Genomic DNA, 14,376 nt, shown 5'->3' on the forward strand with positions numbered 1-14,376 from the left:
GCTAATATATTTATATGCAGGGTTTATTTATTTTATTCCTCATCTTTTTGAAAAGCTAATAAAGCATTTAAATTATCGAAAGAATATACACTTTTAGTCTTTGTATCTCCAAAACCACCATAAAGTACATCATCTTTATTTTTTATTTGGTAGTACTTTAACTTATCTATCGCCTTATTGAATAACGCCTTATCCCCAATATAGTTTGCTATTAAGGCTACATTAGAATATATAGAAGGTGATTCAACCTGTGATGTTGGCATTCCACTTTTTGAATCATAAGTTGCCACTAAGAAACCATCTTTTTTGAATTTTTCTTTTATCCACTTAATAGATAAATCCTCATTTTCTCCAGCTTCAATTCTATTTAAAATCACTATTGTAGATAATAATAAATCAATATTTTCATCTTCATCATATTTTTGAGTTTCCTCATAAAATACTTTTCTATATAAAGGAACACTTTCTGATATTCTACCATTTTCTATTATTGAATTAGATTTTTCATAAATACTTTCCCATTCTTTATCTACTTGGCTTAATAATTTCATTGTTGGTAAATCCAAATAACATAAAGTTGTTGTATTTCCTTTACCATAATTATCTATATAATCTACTAAGATACCATTTTCTTCTGCATGCTTTAATAATGAATTAGCAATATTTATAGCATAAAATTTATAGTAGAAATTTCCCCATCTATTATTTGCTAAAAGAAGTGCCTTAATTATTCTAAGCTCATCTATTGTCGCAGAAGAAGGAGAATTTTCATTACCATCTTTTCTCCAACTTATAAGCCCATTTTTTAATCTCATTTCTTTAATTATATCAAAGTGCTGATTAAATAATTCTTGGTCGTTAGCATTTACAGCATAAAGCATCATAAGTCCCTCTGATTCTGATAAAACTGAATGACCTTTAGTTATATCTCCTTCTGAACTTTTATCTAAATAATTTGTATAGATTCCATATCCAGGTTTACTTAAGTCCTTTTCTATGAAATCAAATAATATCTTCTCTTGTGGTGGATTAAAATTATCATTCCAATCCACTGTCATATGTACTGGTTTTAAGTATTCCCTATTAAAAAATAATACTCCTGCAGCTATTATCACTATTAAACCCATAGCTATTCCCAACTTTTTCAAAACATCACCTCCAAAACTAGCGGTAACATATAAAAAATATAATACCTAAAATACTAAGAATATTTGTACCGTTTCTATGTATATTAAAAAAAACATATATATAGGTCACTTAATTATAAAGTGACCTATATATATTATAATAAACATTTACTTTTTTTACATATTTATCAGTTTCTTTAAATGGTATGTAAGTAAGATTTTTTCCATCATCAGAATGTTCATTACTCTTTAACCATTCTTGAACCCGTCCTCTACCAGCATTATAAGCTGCAATTACAAGATCCCAATCTTTAAATTCTTGATAAAGATTGTTTAAGTACCAACATCCAAACCTTATATTAACTTCTGGTTCTGATAATAAATCAGTATTAAAATCAATAATCCCTTGTTTTTCAGCTATCCATTTTCCAGTAGAGGTAGTAATCTGCATAAGCCCTCTTGCATCCTTATTCGATTTTGCATCCTCATTAAAATTACTTTCTGCTTTTATTACCGATAGAACAAAATAAGGATCCAAATCATATTCTTTACTATATCTCTCTACATAATTCATATATTTTAGTGGAAATATAACGTTTTTTAATATATACCCACTCCCTAAAAACAGTAAATATATGGCTAAAACAATTATAACTAGCCTTATAATTTTCTTCATATAACTCTCCTATTGATACAAAGTAAAAAACTCTAATAAATCATCAATTTGTTCCTTTGTCTTCATTAAATTACCACTATTATCAATCATTAAGTTAGCATACTCTTTCTTTTTTTCAAGACTTAATTGAGAATTTATTCTATTTATGGCTTCTCCTTTACTTAACTTATCTCTGAAGCATATTCTTTCTATCTGACTATTTTTATCTACCCAAACTAAAACAACCATATCCATATCTTTATGCATATTATTTTCTATTAAAGTTGCCCCATCTACTACTACTAACTTAGTACCTGATTTTTCATACTCATCAAGTTTCATAGCAATTTCATCTTTTATATAAGGTATTATTATTTCTTCATACTTTAATCTTTCCTTAGGAAATCTAAATATGTGATTACCAAACTCTCTTCTTCTAAAGTCACCTCTCCAATCAAAGAAATGATCTCCAAAAGCAACTCTTACCCTTAAAAGTATATCAGGATATTTTTCTAATACTTCTCTAGCAATAATATCTGCATCTATAACTGGTATTCCTGCCTCCTTTATCATAGAGGAAATTGTGCTTTTGCCTGAACATATTCCTCCCGTAAGGCCTACTTTAATCATAGAATTAGTACCCCCTTATTTTAGTCTATACCAATCTTCTCCAACATTAACGTCAACATCTAATGGTACACTTAATTTAATTGTGTTTTCCATTTCTTCTTTAAGAAGTTTTTTAACAACTTCTAATTCTCCTGGAACAACATTTATTATAAGTTCATCATGCACTTGTAATATTAATCTACTCTTTAAGTTTAATTCTATTATTTTGTTATAAACATTTACCATAGCAAGCTTTATTATGTCTGCTGCTGTTCCTTGTATTGGAGCATTCATAGCAAGTCTTTCACCTAAAGCTTTTACTATTTTATTTGAAGCATTTACTTCTGGTATATATCTTCTTCTATTTAACATAGTTAATACATATCCCTTTGTTTTGGCTTCTTCAATAACATTTGAAATATATTCTTGAATTTTAGGATATCTTTCAAAATATATATCCATATATTCTTTAGCTTCTTTTCTTGGAATATTTAAATCTTGTGAAAGACTAAAGTCACTTATTCCATAAACTATACCAAAGTTTACAGCCTTAGCTCTACTTCTCATTAATGATGTTACTTCCTCAACTGGAACCTTGAATACTTCTGAAGCTGTTTTAGTGTGTATATCTGAGTGATGATTAAATGCATTTATCATATTTTCATCACCTGAAATATGAGCTAAAACTCTAAGTTCTATTTGTGAGTAATCGGCTGATATTAATAAATCGCCCTCTTCTTTTGGTATAAATACCTTTCTTATTTCTCTACCCATTTCATATTTTATAGGTATATTTTGAAGATTAGGCTCTGTTGATGAAAGTCTTCCTGTTGTAGTTACAGTTTGGTTGAATGTTGAATGTATAGAACCATCTGTGTCTATAACAGACTTTAATCCCTCAACATAAGTTGAGTATATTTTTGAAAGCTGTCTAAAATATGTTATTTTTTCTATTATAGGATGTTTGTCCTTTAACTTTTCTAAAACTTCTGCATTTGTTGAATATCCAGTTTTAGTTTTCTTTACAACTGGTAAATCTAATTTCTCAAATAATATCTTACCTAATTGTTTTGGAGAATTTATGTTGAATTCTTCATCTGCAAGTTCAAATATTTCCTTTTGTGTTTCATCTAGTTCTCTTTTAAACTTAACAGATAACTCATCTAAAATATTCTTGTTTACTCTAAACCCTATTGATTCCATAGAAGATAAAACTAATTCTAAAGGAAGTTCAATATCATACATTAATCTTTCCATTTTCTCTTCTTCTATCTTTTTCTTTAAGACTAGAGTTAAATCCTTCATAAATGAAATCCCAACTAACTCTTCTTCTCCCTCTTTTATATTAGGGAATTTTGATAGATAATTATTTACTAATGATAAAAGAGAATATTCTCCTTTAGATGAATCTATTAAATATGCAGCTAATTCACAATCAAAGGCTAATCCCTTTAAATCTATTCCTAATTTTCTTAAAGCTGTTAAAGCATTTTTTACGCTATACCCATTTTTTAGTATATTTTCATCTTGGAAGAAATCTTTAAATAATTTAATATTATTTTCTTCTTTAATTAGTTTCTTAAAGCTAACTGAATAATTCTTTCCATCATAATTAATAAATATTTTATCAATTTCTATAGTAGAATACTTTTCTTTATTTAAGTAAGTAAAGTTAATATATACTTCATTCTTTATATTCTTAAGTAATTTTTCTAACTCTTTTCCATCTTCTATATTAGTGATTTTAATTTCTATCTCTGGTTCTTTTTCCTCGCCATCTGATAATTTTTCTAAAATTGATTTCATTTGAAGTTTTGTGAATAAAGCCTTTAATTCATCCTTATTATAATCCTCTTTAGACTTAATCTCATCTAAATTAAACTCTATAGGAACATCAGTCATAATAGTAGCTAATTTCTTAGAAAATATAGCCTGCTCACTATATTCAGTTAAATTTTCTTTCAGCTTTTTACCACTTATGTTATCTATATTTTCTAAAACAGATTCTACTGAACCATATTCTTTGATAAGTTTAAATGCAGTTTTTTCTCCTACACCTGGCACTCCTGGAATATTATCAGATTTATCTCCCATAAGCCCTTTAACATCAATAAATTGAGTTGGAGTTACTCCAAATTCCTCCACCATCCTATCGTAATTATAAACCTCAGTCTCAGAAACACCCTTCTTAGTTATGCAAACATTTATGTTTTTTGATGCTAACTGAAGAGCATCCTTATCTCCTGTCATAACATAGACTTCTATACCTTCATTTTCAGCAAACTTAGCTAAGCTTCCTATTATATCATCGGCCTCAAATCCATCTAACTCATATGTTGTTATTGAGAATAATTTTAGCATTTCCTTAACAATAGGAAACTGCTCTGCTAATTCAGGAGGCATTTTCTTTCTACCAGCCTTATAATCCTCATACTCTAAATGTCTAAAAGTTGGTGCTTTCTTGTCAAAAGTACAAACTATATAATCTGGTTTTATATCATCTCTCATTTTGAAAAGCATATTTGTAAAACCATAAATGGCATTTGTATGAGTTCCCTCACTATTACTTAATAAGGGCACCGCATAAAAGGCTCTATTTAAAAGACTGTTCCCGTCTAATATTAATAATCTTTTCATTCTAATCCTCCAATATATTATTCTATTAATCTAACATTCTAGATATTTACTCTATTATATAAAGTCTTTCTATAATAAAACTTATAAATAATATGAAAAGAATATCTGAATGAGTTTTAGAATTTAAGCAATTATGTAGAAAGATTTACGTTAATAAGCTGAGACTGTTTGACCAGCGGGAGTTTCGAAGCTTTAGTAAATCTTTCGGAGTAATTGCTATAAATTCTTAACGATATTCAGTAATTCTTTGAATATATTTATAAGTTTATTTTAGACTTTTAAACAATCATCTCTTTTAATGATTTTTCCCATTAGTTCTAATAATATTAACACATTTTAGAAAATACTTAAATCTAATTCTTCAGATAAATCCTTCATTACATGTGTTCCTGCTATACTGTTTCCTTTTTCATCTAAAGAAGGTCAAAAAATACCTATTCCCATTCTTCTTGGAACAGCAGCCATTATTCCGCCACCGACTCCACTCTTAGCTGGAATTCCTATATGTACTGCAAATTTACCTGAATCATCATACATACCACAAGTAACCATTATAGTTTTTATTATTCTACATATTTCTCTAGATATTACTCTTTCTCCGTTCCAAGGTAGGACCCCATCATTAGCAAGCATAGCTCCCATTCTTGCTAAATCCTTAGCATTAACCTCTAAAGAACATTGTTTAAAATATAAATCTAATATATCATCTATATTTCCCTCTATAACTCCGTTACTTTTCATAAAATATGCTAATGCTCTGTTTCTATCACCAGTTTCTTTTTCTGATAAATAAACATCTTCATTTAATTCTATAGTATCGTTTCCTGTTACTTTTCTAGTAAACTCTAAAATTCTATTAAATTTTTCTTCTTCTGTATCCCCTTCTATTAAAGATGTTGTTAAAATTGCTCCTGAATTAACCATTGGGTTAAAAGGCTTTTTAGAAGGTTTTCTCTCTAAACTTACTATACTATTGAAACTATCTCCAGTTGGCTCAACACCTACTCTAGAAAACACTCTATCTTTTCCATTATCTAAAATTGCAAGCATTAAAGTTATGACTTTTGATATACTCTGAATAGTAAATTTCTTCTCATAATCTCCTGCTCCTACCTCTTTTCCATCAAGAGTAACTATATATATACCTAAATCTTCTTTATTTGCTTTTTCTAACTCTGGAATATATGATGCTAATTTTCCATGTTCTACATACTGTCTATTATTTTCTATTAAACTCTCAAGAAAATTTTTCACTTTAGTTCGCTCCTTAGTCTAAAATTTATAGTGTAATAACTTAATAATTAATATATAAACATTATAACATTTTAAACTAATTATTATAAATTTTTTGATATACTTTTGATACTTATCTCTAATATAATAAAAACTTTAGAAACTTATTTTTTCCCTAGTAAAATAACTCATATCTTAAGCAACTTTTATTAAACCTCACTCATAGAATATAATAAAAAGCTTTGAGGTTTATTATTATGAATATAGATAATCTTAATATACTAATGAAATATTTAAACACTGTTCCAATGAAAGAATATAAAAAAAGTTTCACCTTTTTAGGAGAAGGAATTGCAAGAAAAGTTTTTGCTTTAAATAAAAATTTAGTTATAAAAGTAGCTAAAAATGAAGATGGCCTACACCAAAACTTTGTTGAATCATATGTTTTCAAAAATGCTCCTTATAAACTTAAACGCTATTTATGTCCGGTATTACTTTATAATAAGAAAATTCTAATCATGCCTAGGGCAGAAATTTTTCCCTATGTAAAAAGAAACTCTTTTGTTGATTTAAAGAAATTACGAGATGAAAACTCTGTTGAAGATGATATAAGTGAGCTTGGAGATAAGTATTTTCTTTTTAAAGAAGACTTATATGTCCATAGTTCTTGGGGAATTGTAAATGATAATTATTATTTAATTGATTATGGCTGCACTTCTGAAGATGGAGACATGTATTATTACGCTCTTATGAAAATGAACGGACTTTTATAAAATAATATTTCTTACTCAATTGTTTTATAATTTTTAGTGCATTATAATAATGGTAAGAATTTGTAAAGAAAGGTCTGATATTATGAACACGTTTGAAAGCATGTTAGAGAATTATGCAAGATTAGCTACTCACATAGGAGTAAATGTTCAAGAAGGGCAAACCCTTGTTATATCTTCTCCTGTAGAATGTGCTGATTTCACAAGAATGCTTGTTAAATCAGCTTATGAAAAAGGTGCAAAAGATGTTGTTGTCCAATGGAATGATGAAATATGCGGCAAACTTAAATACGAATACTCACCACTAGAAGTTTTTGAAAACTTCCCTGATTGGATGAAAGAGTCTAGACTAAGCTATGCTAAAGAAGGTGCTTGCTTCTTAAGTATTTCTGCATCTGATCCTGAGCTTCTTAAAAATATAGATTCCGCTAAGATAGCAGCATTTAGAAAATCATCAAGCACAGCTTTAAGAGAATTTAGCGAATTATTAATGAGCAATAAAAATGCATGGTCAATAGTTTCTATTCCAACTAAAGCTTGGGCTAAAAAAGTTTTCTCTAATTTATCTGAAAAAGAGGCTGTAGATAAATTATGGAATGAAATTTTCAAAATCGTTAGAGTTAATACAGCTGATCCAGTTGAAGCTTGGAATAAACATAAGGAAACTTTAAAGTATCATATGGATTATTTAAATGAAAAGAATTTAAAATCACTTCATTTTGAAAATTCAATTGGAACTGATTTGACTATAGAATTACCTGAAAATCATCTTTGGGCTGGTGGAGCTGAATACACTCAAGGTGGAGTTGAGTTCATAGCTAATATGCCTACTGAAGAAGTATTCTCTATGCCTTCCAAATTTGGAGTTAATGGGACAGTATTTAGCTCTAAACCTCTAAACTATGGTGGAAACTTAATAGATAACTTCTCAGTTACTTTTAAAGATGGAAAAGTTGTTGATTTCACAGCTGAGAAAGGCTATGATACTTTAAAACACCTTTTAGATACTGATGAAGGCGCTAAATATTTAGGAGAAGTTGCTCTTGTTCCTTATAACTCTCCTATATCAAACTCAGGAATAATATTCTTCAACACTCTATATGATGAAAATGCATCTTGTCACTTAGCTTTTGGTAAAGCATATTCTCTATGCTTAAAAAATGGGGAAAATATGACTAATGAAGAGCTTGAAAAAGCTGGTGCTAACGACTCATTAACTCATGTAGACTTTATGATAGGAACTAAGGATTTAAAAATCACAGGTTTAACTCATGATAATATTGAAATTCCTGTATTCAAAGATGGTAATTGGGCATTTTAATTAAGAATTCTATTAAAACAAAAATCTCTAAAGGATACCCTTTAGAGATTTTTAAAATTTTATAATAAACTATTATTTGTTTCCTTGAGAATCAAAATATATTCTATGAAGTTTATTTCCATTTATAATTGTTGCAAATCCATTAGAATACATTTGTAAAAATTCACCTTCATATTTATACTCTTTTCCATTTTTAAGATCTTTAACTAAATTCTGACCTGATTCTAAAGCATATATTTCTCCATTTTCATCTATATATATGTCTTTTAAATTTAAGCCATTATCTAAAGATATCTTATTCCAACTATAAATTGGCTTTTCGACGTCACCATAAACTATCTTAAATACCTTATCCTCTTTCATTTCACCAAAGTACACATTTCCAGTTTCATCGACTCCTAAAAGTCTAACTTTATATATTGGATTGATACCTAACTTTTTATTTGGCTGTGTAAGATATATTCCAGATTCCTTTTCGCTATCATATACCAATCTATCTGCCCTTGGCATTATTTCAATATTTCCTGGTGTTTCTGTTACTAAACTTACCTCAGTTACTTCATCATTATTATCTATTCTCTTAACTATAGATTCTTTTGTATCATCATTAGTAAACTTGATGTATATAACTCCAGTCTTAGTTGATGCTGTTATTTCACTAACTTTATAAGCTGAGTTTATATTTCCAAGTTCAATTTTCTTAGTTCTATTACTATCTACATCAACAGAATATAAATTCACTGTGTTTTGCCTATTATTATATTTAGTAGATGTAGTTATAAGTAATCTATTTCTATCTCTAAGCCAAGTATAATATGACGCTTTTTCGTTATCTATATCAACATTAACTTGATCTTCTTTAATTGTATTAAACACCTTAATCTCTTTATTTTGATTGAAATATGCTACATATTCTCCATCATAAGATATTTTCTTATCTAACATATCACTTGGTAGCTTTACATCCTTATTTTCCTTTATGTTTTGACTAGCTATATCTATTGCTTTTACATTTACATTAGAATTTAACTTAAAGTAAAATTTATCAAAAACAAGCAGGACCAAGCATTGTAAAATTATAGACAAAAGCCCCCACTTTAAAAACAACTTCAATTTTTTCATAAAATTCTCCTTTGTTATTTTACTATCACAGCTGAAGGAATAGATCTCTCTCCTACATTAGATGCTGGATTATTTATAACTTTTCCATTTAAATACATTGTAGTTGATTTACCACCATCAAGGTTTATAGCCGTAACTACATCACAAGTTTTTATTAATACTTCTTGTAATTCTTTTAATGTTGCTCCACCACTAGTTAAACTTCTACCATCAATAACTAGCATCACTATTGAACCATCAGCTCTTTGTCCAATAGCTGTTCTTGGTGCAACACCCCATCCACCATCACCTTTCATTGGTGTAGGTTCTCCATCCTTAACTAAAACAGGTCCAAAGCTTACAGCTTCTTGAACATCTAATTCTTTAAGATCATTTACTGAATACATACCAGCAATCATTTTTCCTGATTTGGTTATTCCAACTAACTCAACCTTTTTATCATCTGGAACATCTTTATATATAACTTTTCCTTCAGACATAACTATACCAGCTGGAGTCCCTCCATTACCAGTCCATTGTGCTGTACTAGATTTATCTGTAAAAGCTCCTCCATTTATAGCTGCAACGGCATTGTATTCTTTTGCAATTTCTGAAGTAGTTTGTCCTTCTTGTCCAAGATATTTTGAAACTCCTATTTTTACTCTAGTAGGATCTTTTACTACAATGTAATATCCACTATATTTAAAGTTATCAAAAGAGTATAATTCTATACTATTGTCATGTTTAGTTGGCAGGTTAACACTTGTTTTAGCATTTTTATAATTTCCACTTGAATCTTCAATGTTAGAATTTAAAATTTCGTTAATTTTTTGATCTGATAAAAATGTAGTTGCCATCCATTGATGACTTAAACTTGTCATAGCTGCTCCTACATATGTTCTCTTAGCATTTTCAAACGGTCCATATAAAAGTATAAAAGGTGCTGTAACAGCAGTAAAGACCAATTCAAAAGCAATAAACATCGCTATGGTCTTCCACTTTTTTTTACTTCTCCTCTTCTTTCTACTATCTTTCCCCATTGTTCCTCCTTAATTTAAATAATCCATTTTTCATTTGTAACCAAAACCAACTATCCCTTACCCTTTGTTCTTTTTTTTACAATATCACTTATCTATTATACATTATTTTTTATACAATATTATTACAAAATTTTATCTTTATACAAATTTCTCTGTTAAATTCTCATGTTTTTTCAAAATAAAAAGCTTATGAACATTCCACAAGCCTTAAAAATAGAAATATATTCTATTTTATAAATTAAACTTTTTTTCATCATATCCTAAGAACAAAACAAAAAATATAACCTGTATAATCTCTAATATCTTTTTCATTTGTTTCAACTCCTTTTACTGTCTTACAAAATAATCATGTATTTATTAGATATGAAATCATATTTTTCTAGATTACGAATTACTTTCAAATCTGTAATCTCCTCTATTAGGTATATCCAATAAATTTAAATTAATACTGTAAGATAAAAGGCAATTAGGAAATAAATAACCAGTATGTTTTTCATAAAATAAAAAAACACTTAGGCATATAACCTAGTGTTTTAAAAATACGAGATAAGTCTATAAGCCGAGTTCTGTATTTGACAACCATCTATCTAGGCCTACCGTTGCCGATAGGCTCAAGCGACACACCCGAGGACGGGACGGGCAGCCCCTATATGTCCTCCTATTTGGTCTTGCTCCGAATGGGGTTTACATAGCAGTATAGTCACCTATACACTGGTGAGCTCTTACCTCACCTTTCCACCCTTACCTAGATAAATCTAGGCGGTTTATTTCTGTTGCACTATCCTTAGAGTCACCTCCACTGGACGTTATCCAGCATCCTGCCCTATGGAGCTCGGACTTTCCTCTCCTAGTTCTAAGACTAGCAGCGATTGTCTGGCTTACTCGCAAGATTAATATTAACATATAAAATTATTTTTTTCAAATTATTTTTTTAAAATTTGCTACAAATAATAGCAATAGCTATTATTGCAATGAGAATAAAAGCCAGAGGTATGCCTATTTGACTTATTATAAGGAAAGTTAGTATCCCTCCTACTGCCCCCCATTTTAAAGCATTCCTGACATAACAATTGTTAAAAATGCATCTTCGCAATCTATTTCTTTTTAAATTTCTAATTAACCTATTGAAATCTCTCTTTAACTCTCTGAAGCAATCTCCATCAAAATTATCCTTGAAATTTGATCCCATAATTCTCCACCCTAAGTATTACTTATACACTATTATATGAAAAAGCACCCGTTTTCTCTATAAAACAAGTGCTTTTTCACAAAACTTTACTAAAAAATTATATTTTTAGTTAATGTTTATTTTTACTTATACTTTAGTTTAAATCATAACCTTTATAAAATAATAAATATTTAAAACTACTAATCTCCTACTCCAAAATCTGTATTTTCAAACAATACTTCTATGGTTTTATTATCCTTTAAAAAAGAATATTCTTTTTCAAACCATTTAATAAGTTCCTCATCTCTTTTAAAAGAAGTTGTATTTTCAGTCCATATATTAACTGTTCCATACTCAAAATTATTTAAAAGTATTTCCATATCTCTTTTTATCATTTCTTTGGTTTGTCCTTTTATACCAACCATTAAACATATTGACTTAAAATACTTTTTAACTTCTTCTACATTATTAAATCTGACATTCTTATTTAAAACACCATTTCTAAACTCATCATCAAAAGTTTCTATTCCAGTTTTAAATATTATAGGAACTCCAAAATATTCTTCTATTTCATTTAATCTATTTCTGTAACACCAATGAGCTTCAAAGAAAAGCTTTTTAATATTCTTTTTAACAATAACTTCTTTTATATCTTCTAATGTTTCTTTTGGAAGTTCAAAAACACTTCCCGAGTTTATAACTTCTAAGACACCATAAATTCCTTTTACATTACTAAGAACTTCCTTATTTAACTTTATTATTTCTTCAGTGTTATTTGAATTATCTTCTATATAATCGCAAAAGGCACATTTTCCCCATACACAAGGAAAAGATTTTAAAAGAACTATCTCTCTATTATTTTTATTATCTATAACATTATATCTATCCACATTTTTCATCTCCAATTATTTATTCTGTGCTCTTAATAAAATATTCTTAGGTAATCTTCTTACAACTTGCACCATTATTAAAACAGCTACCAACTTATCACAATAATCTGTCAAGAATTGAGTTATAAAAGCACTAATTACAGGGTTAACCCCTAAATTATTTAAAATCACTATTATGTAACTAGATCCTGAAGAAGTTATTCCTCCAAATATATAGGCTGTTAGAATAGCTCCAGTAAAGCTTACAAATATGGTCATTATAAGTACACTAAAAAATATCTTTTTCCCCTTCATAAGCCCTTTTTCATAGAAATATCCTGCGAAGAACCCAGTAAATATTTGAACTGGCGCAAAATATAGAGAATATATATCAAAGGTTATTCCACTAACTGCACTCCCTAATACTCCTGTAGCAACTCCATAAGCTGGTCCTAGTACAAATCCAACCATTATTGTACCTAATGAATCTAGATAAATAGGTAATCTTAAATTTAAAGCTATAAAAGCACCTATTATATTTAAAGCTATTCCAATTCCCATTATTGTTAATTTTAAATTTTTTGAACTTCTCATCTTAATATCCCCCTATTTAAATATAATACTTTTCATTATTGAGTATATTTTTAATATCATCTTTATGATTAGGGAATATTTTACTTAAAAAGATAAGCATAAATTCTTTGCTATTTACTTTTTCTAAAACAAAAACATTTTTTCTCTTTTTATAAAAATCAGCAACATCTACAAGACTTTGTCCCATAGCTATATCATCACAAGCTATATCTACATAAGCCTTGAAACCTTCACAAAGGTTTCTATTTATAAAATACTCTACTGCTAATGGGTCATTTATAACGCAACCAAGAGTTCTCTCTTGTTCCCAATGAAAATCCACATAAAATCTAGTAATATCATATATAAAATTACCAATTTCATCTTTAAATTGATGTATCATTTCTCTTAAATTTGGTGTTAAAACTATCTCTCTTGTAACATCTAAACCAACCATAGTGAATTCACCATTAAACTTTTTTAGAAACTCTCTTGCCCCATGAGGATCTACCCAGTAATTAAATTCAGCTACTGGTGAACAATTTCCATGACTCTTATAAGCTCCTCCCATAGAAACTATCTCCTTAACCTTATGAAATGTTTCTGAATCCTTGTTTATAGCTCTGCACAGATTGGTTAGTGGTCCCAAAGCTATTATGCTAATATCATCCTCATTTTTTAAGGTATTTAAAATAAAATCTACGGCTCCCTCTCTAATATACTCCTCAGAAACTTCTGGAATGAAAGTTTCTCCTAAGCCATCTTCTCCGTGAGTATCTTGAGCTGTTACAAGTTCTCTTTTAATAGGAGTACTCTCCCCTAAATAAACAGGTATATCTAATCTATCTAAAAGCTTAAGTACCTTCAAGGCATTCTTAGCTCCCTGTAGACTTTCAACATTACCCGATACAGTTGTTATACCAATAACCTCAATCTCTTCTGATTTTAATGCAAGAATAATAGCTAAAGCATCATCTATTCCTGGATCACAATCAATAATCACCTTTCTCTTATACATTTTAAATTCCTCCCTTTGATTTAAGTTGACCAAAAGGCACTGTTATTACTCTCAAAAGCACTCCTTATACCGTGTAAAATCTTTCTGAAAATAATAAAAAACTATATTACAGGCATACTAAAGAGTATAACTATCCTATAATACAGTTACAGTCCTTAGTTTTTTATAGAGGGATGGTTACGAACCTCTACCAAGTGAACTTGGATTTTTTTATAAAATTTTAGGCATGACACAAACATGCACCATACCTATTAT

Annotated in this window: 12 protein-coding genes, 1 other RNA gene, 1 pseudogene and 1 riboswitch; of the genes and pseudogenes, 2 read left to right on the top strand and 12 right to left on the bottom strand. The window is 28.8% G+C overall.

Annotated features, from left to right (window positions below; genetic code table 11):
- Positions 1-32: 32 nt before the first annotated feature.
- The 5 genes and pseudogenes from AC2JAQ_RS12245 to glsA form a co-directional block, all read right to left on the bottom strand.
- Positions 33-1,148: a glycosyl hydrolase family 8 gene (locus AC2JAQ_RS12245; RefSeq protein WP_488456696.1), complete on the bottom strand. Its 1,116-nt coding sequence runs from the start codon at positions 1,146-1,148 to the stop codon at positions 33-35.
- Between the two features lie 109 nt (positions 1,149-1,257).
- Positions 1,258-1,803 carry a lytic transglycosylase domain-containing protein gene (locus AC2JAQ_RS12250; protein ID WP_488456697.1) on the bottom strand — a complete coding sequence of 182 codons (546 nt, stop codon included), beginning with the start codon at positions 1,801-1,803 and terminating at the stop codon, positions 1,258-1,260.
- A gap of 9 nt (positions 1,804-1,812) precedes the next feature.
- Entirely contained in the window at positions 1,813-2,412 is a 600-nt protein-coding gene (gene coaE, locus AC2JAQ_RS12255; protein WP_488456698.1) for a dephospho-CoA kinase, read from the bottom strand.
- Between the two features lie 15 nt (positions 2,413-2,427).
- Positions 2,428-5,028 carry a DNA polymerase I gene (gene polA / locus AC2JAQ_RS12260; RefSeq protein WP_488456699.1) on the bottom strand — a complete coding sequence of 867 codons (2,601 nt, stop codon included), beginning with the start codon at positions 5,026-5,028 and terminating at the stop codon, positions 2,428-2,430.
- A gap of 336 nt (positions 5,029-5,364) precedes the next feature.
- A pseudogene (glsA, locus tag AC2JAQ_RS12265) lies at positions 5,365-6,282 on the bottom strand (glutaminase A).
- 236 nt (positions 6,283-6,518) lie between these two features.
- Here glsA and AC2JAQ_RS12270 point away from each other — a divergent pair.
- A complete protein-coding gene (locus AC2JAQ_RS12270) occupies positions 6,519-7,034 on the top strand; it encodes a hypothetical protein (protein WP_488456700.1) in 516 nt (171 codons plus the stop codon).
- Between the two features lie 82 nt (positions 7,035-7,116).
- Positions 7,117-8,352 carry an aminopeptidase gene (locus AC2JAQ_RS12275; RefSeq protein WP_488456701.1) on the top strand — a complete coding sequence of 412 codons (1,236 nt, stop codon included), beginning with the start codon at positions 7,117-7,119 and terminating at the stop codon, positions 8,350-8,352.
- A 72-nt stretch (positions 8,353-8,424) separates the two neighbouring features.
- Here the strand turns inward: AC2JAQ_RS12275 and AC2JAQ_RS12280 are convergent, their stop codons facing one another.
- The 7 genes from AC2JAQ_RS12280 to AC2JAQ_RS12310 form a co-directional block, all read right to left on the bottom strand.
- Positions 8,425-9,474, bottom strand: coding sequence for a hypothetical protein (locus AC2JAQ_RS12280; RefSeq protein WP_488456702.1), 1,050 nt, complete (start codon positions 9,472-9,474; stop codon positions 8,425-8,427).
- A gap of 14 nt (positions 9,475-9,488) precedes the next feature.
- The gene (locus AC2JAQ_RS12285; RefSeq protein ID WP_488456703.1) at positions 9,489-10,493 is read right to left on the bottom strand and encodes a phosphodiester glycosidase family protein; all 1,005 of its coding nucleotides are present in this window, start codon (positions 10,491-10,493) and stop codon (positions 9,489-9,491) included.
- Positions 10,494-11,031: 538 nt separating this feature from the next.
- An RNA gene (gene rnpB, locus AC2JAQ_RS12290) (RNase P RNA component class A) lies at positions 11,032-11,378 on the bottom strand.
- A gap of 46 nt (positions 11,379-11,424) precedes the next feature.
- On the bottom strand, positions 11,425-11,682 hold the full coding sequence (locus AC2JAQ_RS12295) for a hypothetical protein (RefSeq protein ID WP_488456704.1): 258 nt from the start codon (positions 11,680-11,682) through the stop codon (positions 11,425-11,427).
- Positions 11,683-11,861: 179 nt separating this feature from the next.
- Positions 11,862-12,551 carry a radical SAM protein gene (locus AC2JAQ_RS12300; RefSeq protein ID WP_488456705.1) on the bottom strand — a complete coding sequence of 230 codons (690 nt, stop codon included), beginning with the start codon at positions 12,549-12,551 and terminating at the stop codon, positions 11,862-11,864.
- A gap of 15 nt (positions 12,552-12,566) precedes the next feature.
- A complete protein-coding gene (locus tag AC2JAQ_RS12305; RefSeq protein WP_488456706.1) occupies positions 12,567-13,124 on the bottom strand; it encodes an ECF transporter S component in 558 nt (185 codons plus the stop codon).
- Positions 13,125-13,140: 16 nt separating this feature from the next.
- Positions 13,141-14,121 (bottom strand): nucleoside hydrolase, encoded by a 981-nt coding sequence (locus tag AC2JAQ_RS12310; RefSeq protein ID WP_488456707.1) that lies wholly within the window; start codon positions 14,119-14,121, stop codon positions 13,141-13,143.
- 149 nt (positions 14,122-14,270) lie between these two features.
- Positions 14,271-14,315: riboswitch (PreQ1 riboswitch) on the bottom strand.
- Positions 14,316-14,376: the final 61 nt, after the last annotated feature.

Source organism: Clostridium sp. LIBA-8553, from assembly GCF_057782465.1.